Source organism: Pseudoalteromonas sp. MTN2-4 (assembly GCF_042848605.1).
GTDB lineage: Bacteria > Pseudomonadota > Gammaproteobacteria > Enterobacterales > Alteromonadaceae > Pseudoalteromonas.
This window is the reverse complement of record NZ_BTGK01000001.1, coordinates 279803-305144: the sequence shown is the minus strand read 5'-3', so window position 1 is coordinate 305144 and position 25342 is coordinate 279803. Positions and strand designations below refer to the sequence as shown.

Genomic DNA, 25342 nt, shown 5'->3' with positions numbered 1-25342 from the left:
GCATGGCAAGTTATGAAAATAATGATTTTTACTGTGACTTAGCATTAAGCGGCAAAGTAGAGCTTGATGTTGTATATGAAGATCAGCATGTACTCGCTTTTCATCATACTCAGCCTCATTGGCCTGTACATATTGTGGTTATCCCTAAACAACATATTCCTTCATTTACTGACTTAGGAGGTCATAGTTCAGAACAGCTATTTCATCTTATGATGGTTGTACAAGAGCTGGCAGGTAAAGTTGAAAAAGAATATGATGCTGCACGTGTGCTTACTAATCTTGGTGATTATCAAGATAGTAAGCACTTGCACTTTCATGTTAACTTTGGCGAGCCGAAACTCAACTAGCTTGCTTGGGAGACTTGTTTGAAGTTTTCTAGCTCGTCAAGTAACTCGAGCACTTCGGGCTCAACATCGGTAATGTTTTGATGGCGCTTCAGACCGGTTTCAATGGTTTCTGATAACTGTTTTAGTTTAGGCACACCTGTGTAGCAACAAGCGCCATGAAACTTATGAATGACCGAAAGCAGGAGTGCGAAATCTTCATTTTCAAGTGCTTGATTTACCTGTTGGTGCGTGTCGTTTAAGCTATCTAATAGCATGTTCAACATTTCAATGGCCAAATCGGGTTTACCGCCAGCATGACGAAGCGCTAAGGACCAGTCCAGTAAATGACTTTCAAAAGGGGCTGGGCTTGGTTCAACTTCTTCTGCTTTGCTCTTTGTTGTCGAACTCACCGATGAGCTGCTGTAATCACAAATAGTTTGTTTCAGCATGTCTTCATCGATAGGTTTAGTTAAATAACCACTAAATCCATCTTTAAGTAACTGATCTTTTTCGCCACTTAATGCGTGTGCGGTCACAGCGATAATAGGTGTATCTTCATTTAAAGACGAATCTAAGATGGTTTTACATGCCGTTATGCCATCCATAATGGGCATTTGAATGTCCATGAAGATCAAATCATATTTATGAGTTTTACACAGAGCCACAGCTTGTGCGCCATTATGTGCAGTATCTATGCCTTCGATTTGCTCAGATAAAAGTGTAGAAAGTAGTTTTAAGTTGGCATCATTATCATCAGCGATAAGTGCTTTTAAAGGCAATATAGGTTGGTCATGTTCATCGGTTGACACATCTGGATGATCTAAGCGGTACGGGGCTGCTAACATTTCGCACAGTTTACGATAATGCAGAGGCTTACTTGCACAGGCATCTGCGCCACTCCCTACTAATGATTCTCGCATATTATGAGAAATGGTACTGACCATGAGGTATAAATAATCAGACAATGGACGGGCTTGAGAGATGTAGTTTTTCAGCACAGGCATTTGTTCAACGTCAGCGGTATTACCAATTAAACAGATGTCATAACTGAAGTCTTTTTCAAGGGCCTGGTAGAAACTTTCTTCAGTCAAACAAGGTGTTACTTGCATTTTCCACTCATGCAATTGGGCTAATATTGCATAGTGAGTATGCTCTTGAGGTTCAAAGAATAAAATACGCTTATTCTCAAGACTATAAGTAGGTAAGTCGTTGTTGAATGCTCGCTGAGGTAGCTCAAAGATGGCATTAAAGGTAAAACAAGTACCTTGGCCAGGTGCTGAGTTTAAACTAATACTACCACGCATGGCCTCAACTATATGTTTAGTAATAATGAGGCCAAGACCGGTGCCACCAAATTTACGGGTAATGCTTGAGTCAGCTTGACCAAACGGTGTGAAAAGCGCATCTTGCTTTTCTGCTGCAATGCCTACGCCAGTGTCACTTACAGACACTAACAAAGAGGCATTGGTTTGTTTGATTACACGGTGAGTGATATCAATTTTAACCGCGCCCTTTTCTGTGAATTTAATGGCATTACTTATCAAATTTATGAGTACTTGTTTTAATCGTGTTGGGTCGCCTACTAAATTCTCTGGCACATGCGGATGAATAGAAATAGACAGTTCAAGTTTTTTTTCATAAGCGCTTGGCGCTAGCAATGTCATGACTTCACTGATAACTTCTCTTAACTGAAAGTGGATAGTTTCTAATTCCATCGCTCCCGCTTCTAGTTTAGAGAAATCTAAGATGTCGCTGATAATGGTCATGAGGCTATTGGCTGAAAGCTCAATAGTGTCTAAGTATTCTTTTTGGTGTTTGTTTAGCGGGGTTTTATAAAGCTGTCTTGTGAAACCAATCACACCGTTTAAAGGTGTTCGTAATTCATGACTCATTTTCGCTAAGAAGTCAGATTTAACTCGGTTGGCATCTTGAGCTTCTTTTTTGGCAATATTAAGCTGAATATTTTGGGTTTCATACTGCTCTAGCGTTTCTCGGTAGTCACTGGTGGCTTGGTCTATATGCTTTTGCATTTCGTCGCGTTGGTTTGCCATAGCGTCATTGATGGTGTGCAACCCTTGACGAAGCAGTTCAAACTCACCTTGCATTGGTGCTTGAAGACCTATGTCTTGTTTACCTTCGACCAGCTTGTCTGTTGCTAAAAGTAACTTAGATAGTGGAGAAACTAATACTTTACTGATCCGCAACGACAAAATACCACTCAAAATTAATGCAATCACAATTATGCTAATACTCATAATAAGCGTTTGTTGCTGCGCAATAATTGCTTTATCTTTGCTCACCTCAATAACTAATAACGCTAGCGGCGCGGCATGGGCATCTTGCCATTGCTCTGAGGGTTGTGAGTTAAATTTAACTGGAGTGAAAAATATAAATGTATCGTCTCTTTTCACCATATCAGTATGATGAAGGGCTTTAATGTCGTTAGAGAAGTTTAAATTATTAAAATGCTCATGATAATTGCTGGTCAGTAGTAGTTCTTTTTCAACATCAAAAACAGCAATGCTTTTGATAAGCGGAGAATGTTTGTTGTGTGCTGTACTGACTATACGCTTAAGTTGTGCTCTATCTTCACGTAAAACGGGTTGCTCTAATGCGATTGCCAATGGCTCTGAAATACTACTTCCACGTTGGAAGAGAATTTCTTCAAGCTCAACATAACGATTTACTGTAAAATACCCCCCAAGAATTAAACCAATCAGCATGGTAGGGATTAAAGTTAGAACGAGAATGCTATCGCGCAGGCCTAATCTGGTCATGAATGAACTATTTCTTATTAATATTCTAGCTTTAAGAGTATCGACTTAGACACGGGTTGGCAAACATTAAGGGGCATTCGTATGGCACAGATATTTCGTGCTAAAAAAACGTCTAATAAAGGCAAAGTACTGACTTTGAATGTAAAGTCACTTGATCATCAAGGTCGTGGTGTCGCAAATCACAATGGCAAGGTGTGTTTTATAGATGGTGCGTTACCAAACGAACAAGTAAAAGCACAAATTCTCGATGAAAAATCAAAGCTCATTGAGGCAAAACAAGTCAAAGTACTTACACCAAGTGAAGAGCGTGTCGCACCTTTTTGTCAGCATTATGGCGTATGCGGCGGGTGTCAGTTGCAGCACCTAGAAGTGAACAGTCAAATCACTTATAAACAACAAGCCGTCAGTAAACTATTTGAAAAGTTTGCAAAAGAAACGCACTTAGCATGGCAACCTGTTATTACCAGTGATGATAAGCACTACCGTCGCTCTGCTCGTATTGCTTGTATTGCAGATAAGAAAACGAAGCAATTTAAATTAGGCTTCAGAGCGCAAAAAAGTAAGCAAATAGTAGAAGTAGAAAATTGCCCAGTTTTAAATGTTGCTTTTACAGAGTTATTCTCGCGACTAAGGCTTGCCATCACAGACAATGTCAAGCTTCACTCAATTAGTCATGTGCAGCTTTGTGAAGCAGATAACGGTGTGTTTGTTCTGATAAGGCATACCAAAGCCATTGATGACAATACAAAACAGACATTAACGACAGCGTTAAGCGACTCAGGTGTGCAGGTTTTATGGGATGATGGTACAACGCCTGTGGCATACGAGCAGCTTCCTAATTATAGAGTTGATGGCATTGAGTTCGGTTTTCAGCTCAATAACTTTATTCAAGTTAACAGCGAAGTAAATGAGAAAATGCTGATGCAATCACTAGATTGGTTGGCACTCAATGAACAAGACATCGTATTAGACTTGTTTTGCGGTATTGGCAACTTTTCTTTGCTTGCAGCCAAACATGCTAAACGTGTTGTTGGTGTTGAAGGGGTTGATAGTTCAGTACAAAGAGCCAAGTCAAATGCAGCACAAAATCAGCTTGAAAATGTGTCTTTTGAATGTTTTGACCTGAAGGATGATATCTCAAGTGCCAAGTGGTTTGATAAACAAGCGAATGTATTGATTTTAGACCCATCTCGTACCGGCGCTTATGACGTATTGAAGCAATTGACACTTAATCAATTCGAAAAAATTCTCTATGTATCGTGCGATCCGGTTACTTTAGCGAGAGATAGTGCTTTAGTACTTGAAGCTGGCTTCACAATCAGTAAAGTGGGACTTATGAATATGTTTCCTCACACGGGGCATATAGAGACAATGGCGTTGTTCCAAAGGAGGTAATGCAAATGGTTGCAACCCGCCAATCACATCAAACCCATTTACCAGCCGATTTTTCGGCTCGGCTAGATCTTCTGAATCTGTCAGAAGATAAATTCTCATATTTAGACCGAGCCCATGCTTTATGTCCCTCTGATGTGAATGCAACGACCTTGAATAAAGCCGTTGAGATGGTGGAAATCCTTGCCGAGCTGAATTTTGATCCTGAATCTTTGGCATCCGCTTATTTAACGCCTTATTTTCTTGAAGAGTTAATCAGTTTTGACGATGTAAAAGAAGAGCTCGGCGACAACGTTGCTTTACTGTTACAGGGCGTTGAGCAAATGGCGACGATCAGTACTTTGGCACATCAAGGTAAAGGCAATGTACAGATAGATAACATTCGCCGCATGTTATTAGCCATGGTAGAAGATGTTCGTGCCGTTGTTATTAAATTAGCCGAACAAATTTGCCATTTACGTGAAGTAAAAAACGCGGATGAAGAAGAGCGTGTGGTAACAGCAAAAGCCACTGCAAATATTTTCGCCCCACTTGCTAATCGTTTAGGTATAGGCCAGCTGAAGTGGGAGCTTGAGGACTTATCGTTCCGCTATCTTCATCCAGATACCTACAAGCGTATTGCAAAACAGTTGTCTGATAAGCGTTTAGACCGTGAATCCTATATGGAAAACATGGTGAACCTAGTATCTAGCAAGCTTGCAGAAGCAGGCGTGAAAGCACAGGTTTATGGTCGTCCGAAGCACATTTACAGCATTTATAAAAAGATGTCGCAAAAGAACTATGAATTTGATCAGCTTTTCGACATTCGCGCTATGCGTATTGTGGTTGATGAAATTCAAGACTGTTATGCAGCGCTAGGTATTGTGCATACAAGTTGGCGACATCTACCAAAAGAGTTCGATGATTACGTTGCCACACCAAAACAGAACGGTTATCAGTCTATTCATACTGTGGTGTTTGGACCTGAGGGTAAAACAGTCGAGATCCAAATTCGTACTGAAGAAATGCACCAAGATGCTGAGCTTGGCGTTGCGGCCCACTGGATGTATAAAGAAGGTGCTTTACCTGGGCGTGGCTCGGGTTATGAGCAGAAAATCAGTTGGTTACGCAAGCTACTTCAATGGCAAGAAGAAGTGGTTGATGGCAGTGACTTAGCCGATGAATTGAAAAACCAAGTGGTTGAAGACAGGGTTTACGTTTTCACACCTAAAGGCGATATTTTTGACTTGCCACTCGGTGCGACGCCATTGGATTTTGCTTACTACATTCACTCTAATGTCGGCCACCGCTGTGTGGGTGCTAAAGTGTTTGGTAAAATAGTCCCATTTACCTATAAGCTAAAAACCGGTGATCAGGTTGAAATATTAACCCAGAAAAACCCAGCGCCAAGTCGTGACTGGTTAAGCCCAAGCTTAGGTTATATTTTCTCATCGCGTGCTCGCAGTAAAATCCATCACTGGTTTAAGCAGCAGGACAGAGATAAAAACCTTCAAGCGGGTAAAGAGATGCTAGATTCACATTTATCGAAACTAGATCTTACCTATAAAGACTTAGAGCCAGCGGTTGAGCGTTTTAACTTTAGAGAGCTTGACGACTTAATGGTTGCATTGGGGGCGGGCGATGTACGCATCAATCAATTCCTAAACTTTATCCAAGCCAAACCTGAGCCTGAAGATACGCTAAAAATTACTGCTCGTAAAAAGGTGAAAGGCGATAAAAACGGGATTGTGGTTGACGGGGTGGGTAGCCTACTTAGTCATGTAGCCAAATGTTGTCAGCCAGTACCGGGCGATGAAATTGTTGGTTATATCACCCAAGGTCGCGGCATTGCAGTGCACCGCAGTGATTGTGAATCGTTTGCGCACATTTGCGAACAGCATCCTGAGCGCGAAATAGCAGTCAGCTGGTCAGATGATATTAAGTCATCTTATGCGTTGAATTTACGTATTGAGGCACAAGACAGGCAAGGGCTTATTCGCGATATTAGTTCAGTGTTGGCCAATGAAAAAGTGAATGTATTAAACATGAACTTACAAACTAACTATGAGCAAAATATTGCAGTGTTCCTTATGCAAATAGAGGTTTCTAATCTGTCTTCAATGAATCGCTTGATCACTAAGCTGGTTCAAATTGACGGCGTGTTTGAAGCTAAGCGACAGCATTAATCGCTAAAAATATCAATTTAATAAAGTCGGCATTTGCCGACTTTATTGTTTTAAAAATAAGTGTTTAAAAAATGAATCAAACTGAAATCGACAAATTGCTCAACATCATGCAAACACTTCGTGATCCCGAAAAGGGCTGCGATTGGGATAAAGCCCAAACATTCAAAACTATCGTGCCACATACCTTAGAAGAAGCTTATGAGGTGGCCGATGCCATAGAGCGCGATAATATGGCTGATCTCAAAGATGAGTTGGGTGACTTGTTGTTCCAAGTTATTTTTTATACACAAATGGCCAAAGAACAGGGGCTGTTTGATTTTAACGAGGTGGTTGAGGGTTTAAACAACAAGCTGGTTCGCAGGCATCCTCATGTATTTTCAGAGCAAAAGACATTAACAGATGAAGAGCTCGAGCAACAATGGCAGGCGATTAAAGAGCAAGAAAAAGCCGCAAAGCCGAATTCATTTGAGCAAACCCTATGGCATGATATTCCAAAAGTACTTCCGGCATTAACGCGTGCCAAGAAAGTACAAAAACGCGCTGCAAATCTGGGCTTTGATTGGCCAGACTACCATGGGGCACTTGAAAAAGTATCAGAAGAAGTGGCAGAAGTAAGCGAAGCACTAGCAAAAAACCCTCAGTCCGATCACTCAGCTGAAGAAATCGGTGATTTATTGTTTGCGACAGTCAATGTGGCTCGTCATGCTAAACACGACCCCGAACAAATATTGAGAAACGCGACAGATAAATTTGTAGGCAGATTTGCCCAAGTTGAAGCTGTACTTAAACAACAAGGCAAGAGTTTAGACTCGTCAAGCCTTGAAGAAATGGATGAGGCTTGGGAGCTTGTGAAGAAAAGCGCGAAAGAATAAGACGGTATTAGGCAAACAATAACGACGATTTTTTGAGGTCTTACTTGTTACTATTTAAAGCGCTTACGCTAAATTTTTGTGGATTGATGTTAAGTGCTTTGCTATACTATCGCCCCGTCTTGATTCTTATTTAAAATTCCATTTTCCTGATATTCTAGGGTTCGCATGAGTACAAAATTTATCTTCGTAACGGGCGGGGTTGTTTCGTCTTTGGGTAAAGGTATTGCCGCAGCATCGTTGGCAGCAATATTAGAAGCCCGTGGCTTAAACGTAACTATTCTTAAGCTGGATCCTTATATCAACGTGGATCCGGGTACAATGAGCCCAATTCAGCACGGTGAAGTTTATGTAACTGAAGACGGTGCTGAAACTGACCTAGACTTAGGTCACTACGAGCGTTTCATTCGCACCAAAATGACAAAGCGCAACAACTTCACGCAAGGTCGTGTTTTTGAAGACGTGCTTCGTCGTGAGCGTAAAGGTGAATACCTAGGCGCGACAATTCAGGTAATTCCACATATCACTAACGACATCAAGCGCCGCGTAATTGAAGGTGCAGAAGGTTATGACATTGCGATCGTTGAGATCGGCGGTACTGTTGGTGATATCGAGTCACAACCGTTCTTAGAAGCGATTCGTCAGCTTGGTACAGAACTTGGTCGTGAACACGCATTATTCATGCACTTAACGTTAGTACCATTCCTTGGCGCTGCTGGTGAAGTTAAAACTAAGCCAACTCAGCATTCAGTAAAAGAGCTTCGTTCTATTGGTATTCAACCAGATATTCTAGTTTGTCGTTCTAACTGTAAATTGCCAGCTAACGAACGTGCAAAGATCGCTCTTTTCACTAACGTTGAAGAAAAAGCGGTTATTTCACTGCAAGACGTAGACAGCATCTATAAGATCCCTGCGTTATTAAAATCACAAGATCTTGATAACTTAGTGTGCCGTCGTTTCTACATTGAAGCACCTGAAGCTGATTTAGCAGAGTGGGAACAGGTTCTTTATCAAGAGTCTAACCCAACTGGTGAAGTGACAATTGGTATGGTTGGTAAGTACATTGAACTACCAGATGCATACAAGTCAGTAAATGAAGCGTTGAAGCATGCGGGTCTTAAAAACCGTGTAACAGTAAACATTCAATACGTTGATTCACAAGATATTGAAAGCAAAGGTGTTGAGTTATTACAAGACCTAGACGCTATCTTAGTACCAGGTGGTTTCGGCGGCCGTGGTGTTGAAGGTAAAATCCTAGCAGCTAAGTATGCGCGTGAGAACAAAGTACCTTACCTTGGTATCTGTTTAGGTATGCAGGTTGCGCTAATTGAATATGCGCGTAACGTTGCAGGTCTTGAAGGTGCAAACTCAACAGAATTCGACGCAGAATCTGCTCATCCAGTTGTTGGTCTAATCACTGAGTGGTTAGATTCTGAAGGTAACGTAGAAGTACGTGATGAAGCATCTGATTTAGGCGGCACAATGCGTCTAGGTGCGCAACTTTGTCACTTAAAAGAAGGTTCAAAAGTACGTGAAGTGTACGGCAATGCTGAAATCACTGAACGTCACCGTCACCGTTATGAAGTGAACAACAATTACATCGAGCGTCTTGAAAAAGCGGGCCTACACTTCACAGGCTTGTCTGAGGATAAGAAGCTAGTTGAAATCATCGAAAATAAAGATCACCCTTGGTTCATTGCTGCTCAGTTCCACCCTGAGTTCACCTCGACACCTCGTGATGGTCACCCGTTATTTGAAGGTTTTGTGGGTGCAGCGTTTGCTCACCAGAAAGCAGAAAAATAATATGAAGAAGCCGTGCGTTTGCACGGCTTTTTTGTCTCTAAACCGAATACATGTATTTGTTAATGTCGGTGACTAATAAACATTGCTGTGCAGCGTTATATTTATTCAATTTAAACAATGCAGACCAATGGTTATTATGGGGTTAGGTAAAACTGTTATTTAATCCTATACAGGAAAATAGCTATCAATAAAACATTATCACCACTATGGGAATAAGAGGAATCAAGATGTCAAAAATCGTTAAAGTGATTGGTCGTGAGGTTATGGACTCTCGCGGTAACCCAACCGTTGAAGCTGATGTACATTTAGAGTCAGGCGCTTGGGGCCGTGCGTGTGCACCATCAGGTGCGTCTACTGGTACTCGCGAAGCACTTGAGTTACGTGATGGTGATAAGTCACGCTACCTAGGTAAAGGCGTACTTACTGCTGTTAACTACATCAATAACGACATCGCATCAGCACTAGCTGGTAAAGACGCGACTGAACAACGCGTTATCGATCAAATCATGATTGACTTAGACGGCACTGAAAACAAAGAAAAATTAGGTGCAAACGCGATCTTAGCTGTATCACTAGCAGTAGCTAAAGCAGCAGCAGAAGATAAAGGTGTTGCATTATACGAGCACATCGCTGATATTAACGGTACTTCGGGTAAGTATTCAATGCCAGTACCTATGATGAACATCATCAACGGTGGTGAGCACGCTGATAACAATGTTGATATTCAAGAGTTCATGATCCAGCCTGTTGGTGCGTCAAGCTTCCGTGAAGCACTACGCATGGGTGCTGAAATCTTCCACAGCCTTAAGAAAGTTCTAAATGCACGTGGTCTTAACACGGCAGTAGGTGACGAAGGTGGTTTTGCACCTGACCTTAAGTCAAACGAAGAAGCTCTAGAAGTAATCGCTGAAGCTGTTGCTGCTGCAGGTTACGAGTTAAACAAAGACATCACACTTGCATTAGACTGTGCGGCGTCTGAGTTCTACGTTGACGGTAAATATGACCTTAAAGGTGAAGGTAAAGCATTCGACTCTGAAGGTTTTGCTGACTTCTTAGCAGACCTTGCTGCTCGTTACCCAATCGTTTCAATCGAAGACGGTCTTGACGAAAGTGACTGGGCTGGTTGGAAAGTATTAACGGACAAGATTGGTGACAGAGTTCAGCTAGTTGGTGACGACTTATTCGTAACTAATACTAAGATCCTTAAGCGTGGTATCGATGAAAACATCGGTAACTCAATCCTTATAAAGTTTAACCAAATCGGTTCACTTACAGAAACTCTTGAAGCAATTGCAATGGCACACGAAGCTGGCTTCACTGCGGTTATCTCTCACCGTTCAGGTGAAACTGAAGATGCAACTATCGCTGATTTAGCAGTTGCTACTTCTGCAGGCCAGATCAAGACTGGTTCACTATGTCGTTCTGACCGTGTAGCTAAGTACAACCAACTTCTTCGTATTGAAGAAGCACTAGGTGACAAAGCTGTTTACAACGGTCGTAGCGAGATCAAAGGTCAGTAATTTTTAACTGATTTTATAAAAGCCGCCTAAAAAGGCGGCTTTTTTGTGCCTGTGTTTTATACATTTAGTTTTTCTGCTTGCCTATTTATTTCTATTGAATAAAGTAATTAAAGAATAACGATAAATAGAGCCTGTTTTGAACGTTTTCAACAAAGCCCATCTCACAGAAAACAGCCCGTTGGAATTAGAATCTTCGGCTTTTAAAAGGTTGTCTAAGCAATTTTGGAGCTTACAGATAGGCGGCTGGCTTGGTTACATGCTTGTGGTTTTTATTGCCATTATTCGCCCGCAATTTGATTCTCCCGACTTTAACTTAGTTGGTCAGATAATTAACTTAATTGTCGAAACACTCAGTGGCTTTTGCCTCTCTTTATTACAGTGGTTGTTTATTCAAAGAGTCATTCATAATACTTTGAAGCAAACTCTAATAATGAGTTTTTCATCGGCTGCAGTGCTTGGTTTACTGTATAACATTATTAAGCTAGGTAGTTACAAAGTAATAGTACATAGCCAGCAGTGGAATGAAGCATGGAATATGCTTGAATTCGGTGGTTGGTTATTGTTTTCTTTAGCAACCATGTTTGTGTGGACGTCAATCTTCTTCATCATGCTTTATAACAGCAAGCTACAAAGAGAGCATGAGCAATTATTAAGAGCGCAGACTTTGGCAAAAGACGCGCAACTTGAAATGCTACGTTATCAGCTCAATCCACATTTTATGTTTAATACAATGAATGCGATATCGACGCTGATTTTAAAAGAAGAAAACGACACAGCATCTGAGATGCTAGACAAATTATGCGATTTTTTTCGTCATTCGTTAGAAGCAACAAAACAGAGTAACAGTACGATGAAAGACGAATTGGAGTTATTGAAACTCTATTTGTCGATTGAAAAGGTCCGTTTTGGCAAACGCCTTAAAGTAAACTTTGACGTAGATAAAGACGTAATGCATTGTGTATTGCCAAATATGCTTTGTCAGCCCATTATCGAAAACGCGGTCAAGTATGCGGTAGAGCCAAGTAAAGAAGGCGCTGAGATTATTTTTAAGGCATCTAAAAGCGATGAGAGCTTAATAATTAAAATAACGGACACGGGTCAAGCTGTAAAAGAATTACACAGTAAAGGATTTGGAATAGGCTTGCAGAATACCCGCTCTAGATTAGATGTGATGTTCAATGGCGAGTGTGAGGTGACTTTGACACCTAATCAAGAAAGAGGAAATACAGTGACCATGACGATGCCTTATGAGGTGAATAATGACTAAACAATTAACCGCTGTAATTGTTGATGATGAACCATTAGCCCTCGAGGGACTTAGTCTTCGTTTGGCGAAAATTCCTGAAATAAAAGTAATTGGGCAGGCTGAAAATGGTGATGATGCAATCAAACTTTGCCAAACTTTAGAGCCAGATGTGTTATTTCTTGACTTACAGCTACCCGGGTTGAATGGCATTGAAGTCGTGCAAGCGATGCAAGCCGATACACTGCCAATGATCGTCTTTGTTAGTGCCTACAGTGAGTATGCCATTGAAGCATTTGAACTTAATGCCATTGATTATGTGCTTAAGCCGGCAAATTTGGGTCGCTTGCAAAAAACTGTATCGAGAATACTTGAACGAAAAAACCCCCATCAAGCAGAAAAAGAAAAATTTAAACTGCTTAATGCGCTAGGAGAGACGTCAGGTATAGAAGTAAGTGAATTAGAAGAATGGCTTGAGACCGATGAGCCGCTTCCTACAGCTTTCAACCAAGAGATAGTGATTAAGAACAGTGATAACGAAAAAGTACTCGTCCCAGTTAAAGAAATAAAATGGGTAGATGCGGCGGGTGATTATATGTGTGTGCATACCGAAAAAGACACTCATGTGTTACGTATCACCATGAAGAAATTACAATCATTATTAGACGAAAAACAGTTTGCTCGAATTCATAAATCGACTATAGTTAATTTACACCACGTTATAAGCATCAAGCCGCTTCGAAACAACGAAAGTATAGTGACTTTGAATGACGATATTGAGTTAAAAGTCAGCAGGAATTACAGCCCTGTGTTGCAAAACTTTATTGCTGAAAAGCCAGTTATAAATTAAACCTAAAACAATATTGACCCTACATTTATTTCTCAGTTGCATCAGTTCAAAGCAATTCATAAAAAGATTGCGCCAGCATGGCGCATGACTCGAATATAAAAACACCTCATTAACCTAAGCAACAAAAGGCTTGCATATTTCATCGTAAATTTGTTTCGCCTTGTCGCGCACTATTTTGATGCATGGCACGGGCGTCTCAGCTCTATTTCATGATACCGAATCTGCATTGTAACAATAAGGTTAATGGAACAGGATAAAGTCAGGCGCAGTTTACTTGCTTGTCTGTTTACTGCACACCATGCGCAATTTGTGAGAGATCATTAATAATTAACCTGAGCTTCGGATAAATAATAATTCTCTAGCTAGACGAGAAAATAAGGTAAAAAATTTTAACAACATATGTTTATCTTATTTCTTATCCCAACCTCAGGCTATAAATGACAACGGGTCTCATGAATTGTTATGACAACAAAGTCGCATATTTGGAACACACATTATGATAAAAGTTGCAAAGCATTTTTCACATGTTGGTGCCTTAATCGCAGTATCCACCTTAGTGGGATGCGGCGGTGGTGCTGAGACGAAAACAGATCCGACACCAATTAATCCTCAAGCTCCAGTGAGTGACTGGCAGTTGGTTTGGAGTGATGAGTTTGATGGCACATCAATCGATAGTCAAAAATGGACTCATGAGGTTAATTGTTTAGGCGGTGGTAACGCCGAGAAACAGTGCTACACAGAAGATGAAGCAAATTCATTTGTCAGTGACGGTACACTGAAAATTGTTGCATTACCTGCCGCTGAAGGTGCTCAACAGCCTTATACCTCAGCAAGAATGGTTACCAAAAATAAAGCTGATTTTAAATATGGCCGCTTTGAGATCCGTGCAAAGTTACCAAGTGGTCAAGGCAGTTGGCCGGCATTTTGGTTGCTTCCTACTGATGAAGTGTATGGTGGTTGGCCGAAATCTGGCGAAATAGACATAGTTGAAGCGGTAAATTTAAAAGCCAAAGATGCCGAGGGCAACCCTGAGAGCCACGTATATGGCACGTTGCATTATGGTAAAGATTGGCCAGATAATGTGAATTCAGGCAAAGCGTACAAATTAACAGATGGTGCTAACCCAGCTGATGATTTCCATACGTATGCAATCGAGTGGCAAGAAGGAGAAATACGTTGGTATGTAGATGATTACTTGTATGCCACACAACGCCGCTCTGAGATTCGTACTAACTCAAAAGGTGAAACGGTTGGTCTAAAACATCGCGGTTGGTTTGCTGAATATTACGACCAAGTAACAGGTGAACTAACGACCCATTATGGTAATGCACCTTACGACCAAGAGTTCCACATGTTATTGAACTTTGCAGTAGGTGGAAATTGGCCTGAAAATGTCAACGAGACAGGTGTTGACGCAACTGCCTTTGAGAATGGTCAAACATTCGAAATTGACTTTGTACGTGTGTATCAATGTCAGCAAAACGTAGACACAGGTAAAGGGTGTGAGACGGTTCGTGCAGGCTATGATTCAATGGAAGATGCCTTAGTAGAGGGTAAAGCACCAATTCCATCTCCACCTTCAACTGGCGTAGCTCAAAACTTAACTATTTTTGATGGTTCGTTTAATCCTAACTGGCCAGCGTGGGATTGTTGTGGCGGCTCAACACCACTAATTGTTGAAGATGAAATGAAAGGCAATGTGGTTGAGTTTGTAGTCGGTGCTGAGCCAACAGTAAATGGTTTTATCACACGAGAAGCATTTATTACTGACGAAGCGGGCAAACCATCGCCTTTTGACGCATCTCCTATGATTGAAACTGGCACGCTCAGTTTTGACATGAAAATCGTAACTGCACCGAATAATGCAGATTCGACTTGGATGCTTAAGCTTGAAAGTTCAGAAGGCACAACAGCAATTGAAATTCCTCTTTCTCAAAATAAATCAGGTACTGAACCTGTTGTTGGCCAGTGGCAAACTTTTGAATTCTCTCTTCAAGCGTTAGCTGATGGCGGTCTTGATCTAAGTGCGATTGATGTTGTTATGATTTTTCCTGCTTGGGGCACCGGTGAGGGGGCACAGTACCGTGTAGCAAATTTAAAAATTGAAGATTCAGCAGTTGCTGCTTCACCTGAACTAATCGTATTCGAAAACGAACAAAATCCAAACTGGCCACTGTGGGACTGTTGTGGTGGTTCAACACCAACAATTGAATTAGACGATGATGCACACGGAAATGTGGCTGAATTTAAAATTGGTGATTCACCAACGGTGATGGGCTTTATTTCACGCGATGGTATGGTTGCTGAAGGAGGTACGCCAAGTCCATTCGATGCGACAGCAATTCTGTCTAATGGTGTGATCGAATTTGAAATGAAGATCACCAATGCGCCAGATAATGCAGCCGCACCTTGGCTATTTAAAGTCGAGTCAGTAGGCGCCACGACATTTGCCGAAGTGGACTTATCAACCAGTGTTGAGCAAGCTGCACCTGTTGTGGGCGAGTGGCAAAAATACACATTTAAACTATCTGATTTAGCGAATGCAGGTTTAGATGTTAGCGCAATTGATGTGTTAATGATTTTCCCTGCATGGGGTCAAGGTGCCGGTGCAATTTACCGTGTTGATAATGTGAAAATTTATGACCCAAATGCGTCAGATGCTTTCATAGGCCATGTTTTATTTGCTGATGATATAAAAGAAAAGTGGTCGCTTTGGGATTGTTGTGGCGGCTCTACGCCGACACTGGAAAACGACGATACAGCGCATGGTATGACAGCAGAATTTAAAGTGGGTGCACAGCCTACTGTACTGGGTTTATTTGCTGAAGATGAACACTTTATTGATGCATCTGCGTTGTATGAAACTGGCGTAGTGCAATTTGAGCTTAAAGTGGTAACAGCGCCAAATAATGCCGATGCAGCTTGGTTATTCAAAATTGAATCTCTAGGTGCGAGTAGCTTTGCTGAATTACCTTTAAGTGCAAGTCAAGAAGGTAAAGCACCTGTAGTTGGTGAATGGCAAACATATACTTATTCTTTAAAAGACTTAACAGACGCTGGTTTAGATATTAGTGCCATTGATATCTTAATGTTCTTCCCTGCTTGGGGAGCGGGAGAGGGTGCGGTTTATCGCTTAGATAACGTGATGATCAAAGCACTTTAACACTAACCGATAAGGTCGAGCGTGCTTGTTCACGCTCCTCACTGAGCAAGATTTTAGTAGGGTAATTATGAACACATTCAAATTCCAACAATCAAAAATCGCACTTTATGTGTGTGCGGCATTAAGCACTGGTTTTACAGCCAACGTGTTTGCAAACGAAGCCGATGAACAAAAAGGCGTTGAAGTCATTGAAGTACGCGGTATCAAAGGCAGTTTGATCCGCTCTATGAATGTAAAACGAGATATGTCTGGTGTTGTTGATGCTATTTCAGCTGAAGAAATGGGTAAATTCCCAGACACCAACTTGGCAGAAGCTCTGCAACGTATTACAGGTGTTTCAATCAGTCGCAATAATGGCGAAGGTAGTCAAATCACGGTCCGTGGTTTTGGTCCAAGTTTTAACCTTATCACCTTGAATGGTCGTCAAATGCCAGGAACGGGTAACTCGCGATCTTATAGTTTCGAGAATTTATCATCTGATGGTGTTTCTGCTCTTGAGCTATATAAAACTGCCCGAGCTGAGAACCCGACGGGTGGTCTTGGTGCAACGGTCAATATTGTTACAGCTAAACCCTTAAGTAGTGGTAAAGAAAAGTTTTCACTCTCAGCTAAAGCGATTCACGATAGCTCAAATGTTGCGGGTGATGATGTTACACCAGAGTTTTCAGCGATATATTCGAATGCATATTTAGATGAAACAGTGGGTTTCTCTTTTTCGATGAACCATCACCGTAGAGACTTTCAACAACAAAGTGCTCATATACAGGGTTGGCTAGCAAATGTGGATTTACCCACTAATTTGGATGAGAGCAAAGTAGTTGATCATAGACCAATTGGTGAAGATGGTAAGCGCGTAGGTAATCACTTCTTCCCGAGGGATATGAATTATGGAATAAGTGACTACCAACGCGAGAGAAGCAACGGCCACGCAGTTTTCCAATATGCACCCGCCGATGATATGGTGTTCACATTAGACTACGTTGGGACTAAAGTTGTTACCGGCATGAATTCAATTAGCTGGGGCATGTGGAATGATTTTGGTGGCAATATCAATGCCTATGAAATCGATGAGCAAGGCACCGTGATTTATGCAGATATCAGTGGTAATGATGGCTCGTTTACGGCATCTCGTGCGACCACTGAAGTTAAAGAGCGTTCTTTAGGTTTTAACTTCGACTGGCAGGTGACTGACTCTCTTAAGCTAACCCTAGATTATCATGATTCACAAAGCGAAACTGATAATGGCGCAGACAAAGGCTTGGGAAGTCATGGTTCTGTGGTACTTGGCTCAGATCAGCTCACAACTAAGATTTATGATTTTAGAGAAGGTGAAGTCCCACATGCTGAAATTATCTGGAAGAATGGTACAAATGAACTTATGGCGAGTGAAATGGACTCACATTTTAGCCAATTTGTTCATTCTCCGGGTGAAACAAATGTAAAACAGTTACAACTTGATGGCATTTGGGATGCATATTACGAGGAAATAGGCCTTGTAAATATTAAGTTCGGTGTCGCACGTACTGAACAAGAAATGGGTGGCTCAAATGCCTGGAGTGGTCTAATTGGTGGTTTCTTATTTAACCCATCTTGGCCAGAAATGTTCCCTGATGGCATGTTTACTAAACATGATACCAGTAATTTCCTGGATGCCTTTGCTGGTGGCGGTAGTGATTTAAATCCGCATTACTACTACACGTTTAGCTTTGATGAAGTGGTTGCTCGATCAGAAGCATTTTTAACCAATGAATTGTTGGGCGGTGACGATTATTTTGCGACCACGGCCTATCACGATATGGGGTCATTCTCGAAGAGTTCGGTACTTGAAGAAACTTCTAGTATTTATCTATCAAGCTTTTGGGAGTTTGATATTGCAGACTACCCGGTTCAGATCAATGCTGGTGTGCGCTATGAAGAAACCGATGTAACCAGTAAAGTTTTGCAGGATGTGCCTACAGAGGTTTGGTGGAAAGGTGGTAGTGAGTGGCATACCCAGTATCTACCTGGTGGAAATAACACGCTAACTCTGAATGGTGAGCATGATGTGTTTTTACCTATGCTTGATATTCGTGTTGATCTGACCGACGACATAGTTTCTCGTGTTTCATGGGGTAAAACGATTACTCGCGCACCGCTTGGAGATCTTGCTGGTGGACGAATTTTATCTGGTAGCCCAAAAATTGGTTCTCGAAGCGGTAGCGAAGGTAATACGAACTTACAGCCATATGAATCAACGAACTTTGATTTAAGTTTAGAGTGGTATTATGCAGAAGGTAGTTATGCGTCTATTGGCTACTATGATAAGTCTGTGAAAAACTTCTTAAGTAGCCAGATAGTGTCTACCACAATTGAAGGCTTCAATGACATTTATAAAGGCCCTCGCTGGAACCAAGCTGTCGCTGATATTGAAGCGCGCGGTGAGCAGGCAACAAACGATGCAGTATTTGCTCAAATGCAGGCTAATGGCGCTACCCTAAATGAACAAGGCTATATTACACCCAATGCAGATGATCCATTGATGACATGGGATATTAGAAGGCCTTTCAATGCACCGGATGTGAAAAATATTGATGGTTTTGAAATTGCGATTCAGCATATTTTTGGTGAATCAGGCTTCGGTATTGGCGTAAACGCTACCACAGTCAATGGCGATGTTGAATACAATGCTGATAGCTTAGACCAACAATCTCCATTAGAAGGTCTAAGTGATTCAGCTAATTTCCAAGTGTTCTATGAAAAACATGGTTTGTCTGTGAAATTCACTTATGCGTGGCGTGAAGACTTTTTACTCGGTGTTGGCCAAGATCAAGGTTCTTCTGATAATCCTCCGCAAAACCCTAGAGAATTCCAACAGTTGGACATGAGCGTGAACTATGACGTGAACGATCAAGTGACGGTGTTCTTTGAAGGGTTAAACCTTAACAATGAGACAGAGCAGGCCTATGGCCGATACGAGCGTCAATTCTTGTATGCAAGACAATATGGTCCACGCTACGCGGTGGGTGTTCGTTACTCGTTCAATTAATTCAATATAACTCATAACAAGTGCTTACCTCTTTTTTTGAGGTAAGCCATTCAAGATTAATTAAACCCCAAGTGCTAGCAAATATTTTACGTGAGCGCTTTGGGTTCGGCATGCTGGAATATGACTATGGCAAGCTCAACAGGTACTTTTGATACAAATAATCAGGTTGAACAACCGCAGAATAATACTTTTGCGTTGATCACCTTAACCACCTTGTTTTTTATGTGGGGGTTTATTACGTGTCTTAATGACATTCTAATTCCTTATTTAAAAAACGCTTTCTCCCTCACTTACACCCAAGCCATGCTAGTGCAATTTTGCTTCTTTGGCGCTTATTTTATTGTGTCTATCCCTGCAGGCACTTTAGTGAGTAAAATTGGCTTCAAAAAGGGCATAATCACAGGCCTTGCAATAGCAAGTCTTGGGTGCTTTTTATTCTATCCTGCAGCTGCCTTGGGTGTGTATGCCTTATTCTTAGGAGCGCTATTTGTACTGGCTGCAGGTATCACGGTTTTGCAAGTGTCAGCAAACCCTTTTGTTAGCGCACTTGGGCCTGCAAAAACCGCTTCTTCACGTTTAACTATGACGCAAGCGTTTAACTCTTTAGGTACAACCGTCGCGCCATTTTTTGGTGCTTGGCTGATATTCTCAGAGACAAATGCAGCTGCGCAAACTGATGCGACTGCAGTACAAATGCCTTATGTGTTTTTAGCTCTCACGCTATTGGCTTTAGCTGTGGTTTTTACGTTTATTAAGTTACCTGAGCTGGGTAAAAGTGAACAATCAACACCCTCAATTAAAACCGCACTGAAGTATACGCATCTTAAGCTCGGCGCGATTGGCATCTTTTTATATGTGGGTGCTGAAGTCGCTATCGGTAGCTTTTTAGTGAACTTTTTACACGACCCAAATATTGCAGGTTTGAATGAAGCGCAAGCCGCTAAGTTAATCGCCTACTACTGGGGCGGTGCCATGATAGGCCGCTTTATTGGTGCCGTCGTGATGCAAAAAGTCGCAGCGGGTAAAGTACTGGCATTCAATGCTGTGATGGCCATTGTTTTGCTTGTGGTTGCAGTGATGTCGGACGGCGCTGTGGCGAAGTGGTCAATTTTGGCTGTCGGTTTATTCAATTCAATCATGTTCCCAACCATCTTCAGTTTAGCAATCAATAAATTAGGCGATGCAGCGAGTCATGGCGCAGGCTTACTTTGTCTTGCCATTGTTGGTGGTGCAATCGTGCCATTATTCCAAGGCATGCTTGCCGATGTGGTCGGCGTACAGTTGTCTTTCTTATTGCCAGCACTGTGTTATGTGTTCATTGGCTACTTCGGCTTAAAAGGCCATAAACCTGTAAATAGCTCTTCTGAGAGGTAATAACATGAAGCGTTTAAAGCAATCATTAGTAGCAGTGATGGTCACAGGTTTGTTGGCATCATGTGCAAAACAAAATGACACTATTGAAGTAGAAAAGTCTGATTTAAATATTTGGCCGACGATTAATTCTGAAGTTAAAAAAGACCCAGAGATTGAGCTTAAAGTCGCTGAACTGTTGGCGAAAATGACGCTAGAGCAAAAAATAGCGCAAATGATTCAACCTGAGATCCGCGATATAACAGTTGAAGATATGCGTCGCTATGGCTTTGGTTCATACCTCAATGGTGGTGGTGCGTTTCCAAATAACAATAAACACTCAAGTGTGAAAGATTGGGTTGATTTAGCTGAGGCCATGTATCAAGCGTCGGTTGATGATTCTCTAGACGGCATCAACATTCCAACCATGTGGGGCACAGATGCTGTTCACGGCCACAACAATGTGATTGGCGCGACGCTGTTCCCGCATAATATCGGGTTAGGCGCCGCAAATAACCCAGACTTGATTGTAAAAATTGCCGAAGTGACCGCAAAAGAAGTGATGGCAACTGGTATCGATTGGGTGTTCGCGCCAACCGTCGCTACGGTTCGCGATGACAGATGGGGCCGAACTTACGAAGGTTACTCTGAAGATCCTGAAATAGTGAAAGAATATGCTGCTGCAATTGTTCATGGTTTGCAGGGTACACAAGGCGATAACTTCTTAGGCGATGACCGCGTGATCAGTACGGTTAAGCACTTTGTGGGTGACGGCGGCACGGTAAGAGGCGACGACCAAGGTAATAACATCGACTCAGAGTTGGATTTATTCAACATTCACTCTCAAGGATATGTGGGTGGTTTAACTGCGGGTGCGCAGTCTGTAATGGCGTCTTTCAATAGCTGGAATGGTGAGAAAATTCACGGCAATAAATATCTACTTACCGATGTCTTAAAAGACAAAATGGGTTTTGATGGTTTTGTGGTAGGTGATTGGAACGGCCATGGTCAAATAAAAGGGTGTAGCAACCACGACTGTCCACAAGCGGTGAATGCAGGTCTTGATGTGTATATGGTACCAACGGATGCGTGGAAACCCTTGATGGAAAACACCATTAAACAAGTGCGTGCTGGAGTTATTCCAATGTCGCGTATTGACGATGCGGTAACGCGTATTTTACGTGTGAAATTCCGTGCAGGCTTATTCGATAAAGCAAGTCCTGCAAATCGTCCATATGCCAATAAAACAGATTTGATCGGTCATGCTGAGCACCGTGAGGTTGCAAAGCAGGCAGTGCGTGAATCTCTAGTGTTGCTTAAAAATAACGATAACTTACTGCCACTTTCTCCTAAGCAAAATATTTTGATTGCGGGCGATGCGGCGAACAATATTGGTAAGCAATCGGGTGGCTGGACAATTACTTGGCAGGGCACCAACAATGAAAACGCCGACTTTCCTGGTGGCTCTTCAATCTACGACGGTCTTGCCGAACAAATCAAAGCAGCTGGTGGTAAGGTCACGCTAAGCGAAGACGGTAGTTTTGAAAATAAACCTGATGTTGCCATTGTGGTATTTGGTGAAGAGCCATACGCGGAAGGTCATGGTGACAAAGAAAACCTCGTATATCAACAAGGTGATAAACGTGATTTAGCCTTACTGAAAAAGCTAAAAGCGCAAGGCATACCGGTGATTTCAGTGTTTATCAGTGGCCGTCCACTTTGGGTTAATCCAGAGCTAAATGCCAGTGATGCTTTTGTCGCTGCTTGGCTACCTGGTTCTGAAGGCGATGCAGTTGCAGATGTGCTGCTGACAGATAAATCGGGTAAGGTGCAAAATGACTTTAAAGGTAAGTTGTCATTCTCTTGGCCTAGTCATCCAAGCAAGCCGGTAAATCGATATGACGCAGATTATGAACCATTACTGCCTTATGGCTTTGGCTTGCAGTACGGTGATAAGTCTGTGTTATCGAATAGCTTGAGTGAAACAGTTGAGCTTGATAACGGTGCAGATGCAAACAGCTATGTATTCAAAGGGAAGACTTTCGCGCCTTGGCAAATGCGTTTGTTCTCAGGAGCAAACAATCAAGCTGTGATGTCGAGCAGTATCGCTCTAAAAGGCCTTGAGTACCGCACAATAGATAAACATATCCAAGAAGACGCTTTCAAACTGGTTTGGACAGGCCTTGAAAGTGCGGGGATGGAGTTTGTCAGCAAAAGCTGGTTTAGAGAAGACTTATCTATGATGCAAGCCGGTAATGCCGCACTAGTGATTGAGCTCATGCGCGATGGCCTTGCAGAGCAGCCTGTGATTATTTCAAGTCATTGTGAAAGTGAAGGCGATAAACCAGGTAGCTGTCGAGCACAGGTAGATATCACTGAGCAGTTAAATAGACTTCCAGACACGCAATGGCAGAACTTATCAATCGACTTAAATTGCTTTGCTAAACAAGGTTTGAAATATAGCCAAGTGATTATGCCATTTGCAATTTCCACTAGCGGTAAGGCAAATCTTTCTATCAGTGACATTCACTTTGCGCCTGAGCAAGGAAAGTCTGCCAGCATTCAGTGTGAGTGATTATGGATAATGTAACTGAAATTAGACTTGTTGCGGATATTGGTGGTACCAATATCCGCCTTGCGCAAGCAACGAAAGACAATCAGTTATCGCATGTCAGCACGTATAAATGTGCTGACTTTGCTGAACTGTCAGATGTGCTTAAATTGTATATTGCTGAACTAGAAATCGCAGGCAAGTCTTTACATGCTTGTCTTGCGATTGCCTGTCCAACTGATGAAGATTGGATCTCAATGACAAACTTGCCGTGGGCGTTTTCGCAAACTGCGCTTAAGGCAGAGTTGGGCTTACAAAGCTTGTATTTAATTAATGACTACAAAGCCATCGCGATGTCAGTACCTATTTTAAATGATGAGCAAAAGTGTCATATTCGAGGGCCACAGCAGGGCCGAGCCAATAGCACCATTTCGATTTGTGGGCCAGGTACTGGGCTTGGGGTTGCGACCCTCACATCGGTTACAATGCAAGGCAATCATTTCTGGCATTGTATTAACTCAGAAGGCGGGCATATTGATTTTGCGCCGGTAGATGAGCTGGACTTGATCATTTTCAACTACCTCGATAGCAGAAAACCACGGATCTCTTATGAGCAACTATTATCAGGCTATGGGTTAGAGCAGATCTATAGTGCGATTGTAGATTACCAAAACACTATAGAGGGGAGTCATGCTGCGGTAAACAAAACCAGTTTGAGCGCGGCTGAGATTTCGCATAATGCTATTACAGTAAATTGTGGTTTATGTCGTTTGGCACTTCAACAATTTTGTAAAGTGCTAGGCAGCTTTGCAGGCAATCTTGCATTACTTAATAGTAGCTTTGGTGGGATCTATATCGCTGGAGGTATTGTGCCTAGGTTCATCGAATTTTTAAAACAAGGTGACTTTGGCGAACGTTTTATTGCAAAAGGGCGCCTTTCTCATATTGCGGAGCAGACACCTGTGTTTGTGATCACAGAGCCACAACCGGGCTTGTTAGGCGCGGCTGTATTCTTGAATCAGGAAATAACCTAGCTGAGCTTAAAGCCCAAACTGTTCTGCTAGGATCTGGGCAGTGAATGGAATTTTCAAGTAATAACCGCGCGGCAAAGTTTGCGTCATTGTACCATTTGGCCCAATGACATCAGTTAACGCTTTGCTGTTCGCGGCTTTTGGTCTAATTTGCATCACCTCACCTAAATGGCCAGATATTTCATTTATTCGACCAAGTGCGATCAGCTCCATTTGCTCTTCCCAGTCTCTTTGCAATTGATGCTCTTGTGCTAAGCTTGGTTGCCACAAAAATCCAGATCCTATAGTTCTATCTATCGGTTGAATGGTTTTTTCAGCAAGAATCGGCAGCCATAAAACATGGGTTAGCTTCTTCTTTACGGTACTCGATTGCCAAGTCATACCTGTCAGGTTAGTGAGCGGAACAATTGACACATAGGTCGTTTCGAGTGGTTTGCCATTAAAACCTACAGGTATGGTTTTAAGCTCAATGCCTAAGTGCTCAAAATCTGGTACAGGTTTTGAGCCTGCTGTGGCGCCCAGCACATATTCTAATAATTGACCTTGCCAGCCTTTTTCACGCAATAAATGTTCTGGGGTTTTAAAGTTAAACTCAGCTGAAATCTCGCCTAGGGTCAGCCCCGCAATTTGCTCAACGCGTTGCATGAGTTCATTAATGGTGAGTGGCGGAGAAGGTTTTAGCATTGAAATATCTCTTAGTTATAACAAAACTATTGTAACTAATGCTATGACAAGCAGCTAATTTAAATTTTATTGAAACCAATAATGCTAAGGCGTATTTGCCTTTAAAGTTTGAATTGTGTCCAAATTTAACTTAAAAGATAAATACGCCCCAGATTCACTCAGGCACCATGCCTACTCGAAAAGTCTTTTTAAAAAGCGATGAAAAGCGATAAAAAGCTTAGGTATTTTATTACCCATCACACTTATTAAATTCTTCGCTGGCTTTTTCATAAACCGTACAAAAGTCATCACTACCATTACTTGCTTTAATTTGTTGCCCATCAAACAGTGCATTGATGACTTTAGATTTCGTCACCGTTAGGCGCTTATTTCGACATGATTTAACAGCCATTGTGCCACACTCAGCTGCAGTTGCGGCTTCTTTGAATTTTGAACATTTTTGTTTCCCTTTACATTTCTTGTAACTAATTTTCTCTTTGCCAGGGCAAGCCGTTCGCGTGTACTTTATTTCGCAAGTACCGGCCTGTGTTGCGCCACTGTAGGTAAAAGAAGGGACGACAATGATTAAACATAATAAAAATAATCGCATGGGT

General features: G+C 41.9%; 16 protein-coding genes. 13 read left to right on the top strand and 3 right to left on the bottom strand.

What is annotated here, in order from left to right; genetic code table 11:
• Positions 1-2: 2 nt before the first annotated feature.
• The gene (locus ACGHEH_RS01405; RefSeq protein ID WP_390441146.1) at positions 3-347 is read left to right on the top strand and encodes an HIT domain-containing protein; all 345 of its coding nucleotides are present in this window, start codon (positions 3-5) and stop codon (positions 345-347) included.
• Here the strand turns inward: ACGHEH_RS01405 and barA are convergent.
• Entirely contained in the window at positions 344-3103 is a 2760-nt protein-coding gene (barA, locus tag ACGHEH_RS01400) for a two-component sensor histidine kinase BarA (RefSeq protein WP_390441143.1), read from the bottom strand. The two genes, ACGHEH_RS01405 and barA, sit on opposite strands and share 4 nt — an antisense overlap.
• 81 nt (positions 3104-3184) lie before the next feature.
• On the opposite strand from barA, the gene rlmD reads away from it, so the two are divergent.
• The 12 genes from rlmD (at position 3185) to ACGHEH_RS01340 (ending at position 24068) form a co-directional block, all read left to right on the top strand.
• Positions 3185-4498, top strand: a complete 1314-nt coding sequence (gene rlmD, locus ACGHEH_RS01395) for a 23S rRNA (uracil(1939)-C(5))-methyltransferase RlmD (protein ID WP_390441140.1) — start codon at positions 3185-3187, stop codon at positions 4496-4498.
• Between the two features lie 5 nt (positions 4499-4503).
• Positions 4504-6660, top strand: coding sequence for a GTP diphosphokinase (gene relA, locus ACGHEH_RS01390; protein ID WP_390441137.1), 2157 nt, complete (start codon positions 4504-4506; stop codon positions 6658-6660).
• Positions 6661-6731: 71 nt separating this feature from the next.
• Positions 6732-7532: a nucleoside triphosphate pyrophosphohydrolase gene (gene mazG / locus ACGHEH_RS01385; RefSeq protein WP_390441134.1), complete on the top strand. Its 801-nt coding sequence runs from the start codon at positions 6732-6734 to the stop codon at positions 7530-7532.
• A 165-nt stretch (positions 7533-7697) separates the two neighbouring features.
• The gene (locus ACGHEH_RS01380) at positions 7698-9332 is read left to right on the top strand and encodes a CTP synthase (RefSeq protein WP_058030295.1); all 1635 of its coding nucleotides are present in this window, start codon (positions 7698-7700) and stop codon (positions 9330-9332) included.
• A gap of 227 nt (positions 9333-9559) precedes the next feature.
• Positions 9560-10852 carry a phosphopyruvate hydratase gene (eno, locus tag ACGHEH_RS01375; RefSeq protein WP_390441130.1) on the top strand — a complete coding sequence of 431 codons (1293 nt, stop codon included), beginning with the start codon at positions 9560-9562 and terminating at the stop codon, positions 10850-10852.
• Positions 10853-10988: 136 nt separating this feature from the next.
• Positions 10989-12119, top strand: a complete 1131-nt coding sequence (locus tag ACGHEH_RS01370) for a sensor histidine kinase (RefSeq protein WP_390441127.1) — start codon at positions 10989-10991, stop codon at positions 12117-12119.
• On the top strand, positions 12112-12945 hold the full coding sequence (locus ACGHEH_RS01365; RefSeq protein WP_390441125.1) for a LytR/AlgR family response regulator transcription factor: 834 nt from the start codon (positions 12112-12114) through the stop codon (positions 12943-12945). The genes ACGHEH_RS01370 and ACGHEH_RS01365 overlap by 8 nt, the downstream gene beginning before the upstream one ends.
• Positions 12946-13441: 496 nt before the next feature.
• Positions 13442-16108: a family 16 glycosylhydrolase gene (locus ACGHEH_RS01360; protein WP_390441122.1), complete on the top strand. Its 2667-nt coding sequence runs from the start codon at positions 13442-13444 to the stop codon at positions 16106-16108.
• A gap of 67 nt (positions 16109-16175) precedes the next feature.
• The gene (locus ACGHEH_RS01355) at positions 16176-19133 is read left to right on the top strand and encodes a TonB-dependent receptor (RefSeq protein ID WP_390441121.1); all 2958 of its coding nucleotides are present in this window, start codon (positions 16176-16178) and stop codon (positions 19131-19133) included.
• A 126-nt stretch (positions 19134-19259) separates the two neighbouring features.
• On the top strand, positions 19260-20507 hold the full coding sequence (locus ACGHEH_RS01350; protein WP_390441119.1) for a sugar MFS transporter: 1248 nt from the start codon (positions 19260-19262) through the stop codon (positions 20505-20507).
• 4 nt (positions 20508-20511) lie between these two features.
• On the top strand, positions 20512-23058 hold the full coding sequence (locus ACGHEH_RS01345; RefSeq protein ID WP_390441116.1) for an exo 1,3/1,4-beta-D-glucan glucohydrolase: 2547 nt from the start codon (positions 20512-20514) through the stop codon (positions 23056-23058).
• 2 nt (positions 23059-23060) lie between these two features.
• Positions 23061-24068 carry a glucokinase gene (locus ACGHEH_RS01340; protein WP_390441113.1) on the top strand — a complete coding sequence of 336 codons (1008 nt, stop codon included), beginning with the start codon at positions 23061-23063 and terminating at the stop codon, positions 24066-24068.
• A 6-nt stretch (positions 24069-24074) separates the two neighbouring features.
• Here ACGHEH_RS01340 and mutH read toward each other — a convergent pair whose 3' ends face one another.
• Both mutH and ACGHEH_RS01330 read right to left on the bottom strand, forming a co-directional pair.
• Positions 24075-24749 carry a DNA mismatch repair endonuclease MutH gene (gene mutH / locus ACGHEH_RS01335; protein ID WP_390441110.1) on the bottom strand — a complete coding sequence of 225 codons (675 nt, stop codon included), beginning with the start codon at positions 24747-24749 and terminating at the stop codon, positions 24075-24077.
• A 229-nt stretch (positions 24750-24978) separates the two neighbouring features.
• Entirely contained in the window at positions 24979-25338 is a 360-nt protein-coding gene (locus ACGHEH_RS01330; protein WP_390441107.1) for a hypothetical protein, read from the bottom strand.
• Between the last annotated feature and the right edge of the window lie 4 nt (positions 25339-25342).

What these genes read in the sequence shown, in the direction of transcription:
- mazG (WP_390441134.1), top strand. Translation starts at nt 6,732, where the DNA reads ATGAATCAAACTGAAATCGACAAATTGCTCAACATCATGCAAACACTT.
- ACGHEH_RS01405 (WP_390441146.1), top strand. Translation starts at nt 3, where the DNA reads ATGGCAAGTTATGAAAATAATGATTTTTACTGTGACTTAGCATTAAGC.
- ACGHEH_RS01355 (WP_390441121.1), top strand. Translation starts at nt 16,176, where the DNA reads ATGAACACATTCAAATTCCAACAATCAAAAATCGCACTTTATGTGTGT.
- ACGHEH_RS01350 (WP_390441119.1), top strand. Translation starts at nt 19,260, where the DNA reads ATGGCAAGCTCAACAGGTACTTTTGATACAAATAATCAGGTTGAACAA.
- mutH (WP_390441110.1), bottom strand. Translation starts at nt 24,749, where the DNA reads ATGCTAAAACCTTCTCCGCCACTCACCATTAATGAACTCATGCAACGC.
- ACGHEH_RS01380 (WP_058030295.1), top strand. Translation starts at nt 7,698, where the DNA reads ATGAGTACAAAATTTATCTTCGTAACGGGCGGGGTTGTTTCGTCTTTG.
- eno (WP_390441130.1), top strand. Translation starts at nt 9,560, where the DNA reads ATGTCAAAAATCGTTAAAGTGATTGGTCGTGAGGTTATGGACTCTCGC.
- ACGHEH_RS01365 (WP_390441125.1), top strand. Translation starts at nt 12,112, where the DNA reads ATGACTAAACAATTAACCGCTGTAATTGTTGATGATGAACCATTAGCC.
- ACGHEH_RS01345 (WP_390441116.1), top strand. Translation starts at nt 20,512, where the DNA reads ATGAAGCGTTTAAAGCAATCATTAGTAGCAGTGATGGTCACAGGTTTG.
- ACGHEH_RS01360 (WP_390441122.1), top strand. Translation starts at nt 13,442, where the DNA reads ATGATAAAAGTTGCAAAGCATTTTTCACATGTTGGTGCCTTAATCGCA.
- barA (WP_390441143.1), bottom strand. Translation starts at nt 3,103, where the DNA reads ATGACCAGATTAGGCCTGCGCGATAGCATTCTCGTTCTAACTTTAATC.
- ACGHEH_RS01330 (WP_390441107.1), bottom strand. Translation starts at nt 25,338, where the DNA reads ATGCGATTATTTTTATTATGTTTAATCATTGTCGTCCCTTCTTTTACC.
- ACGHEH_RS01340 (WP_390441113.1), top strand. Translation starts at nt 23,061, where the DNA reads ATGGATAATGTAACTGAAATTAGACTTGTTGCGGATATTGGTGGTACC.
- rlmD (WP_390441140.1), top strand. Translation starts at nt 3,185, where the DNA reads ATGGCACAGATATTTCGTGCTAAAAAAACGTCTAATAAAGGCAAAGTA.
- relA (WP_390441137.1), top strand. Translation starts at nt 4,504, where the DNA reads ATGGTTGCAACCCGCCAATCACATCAAACCCATTTACCAGCCGATTTT.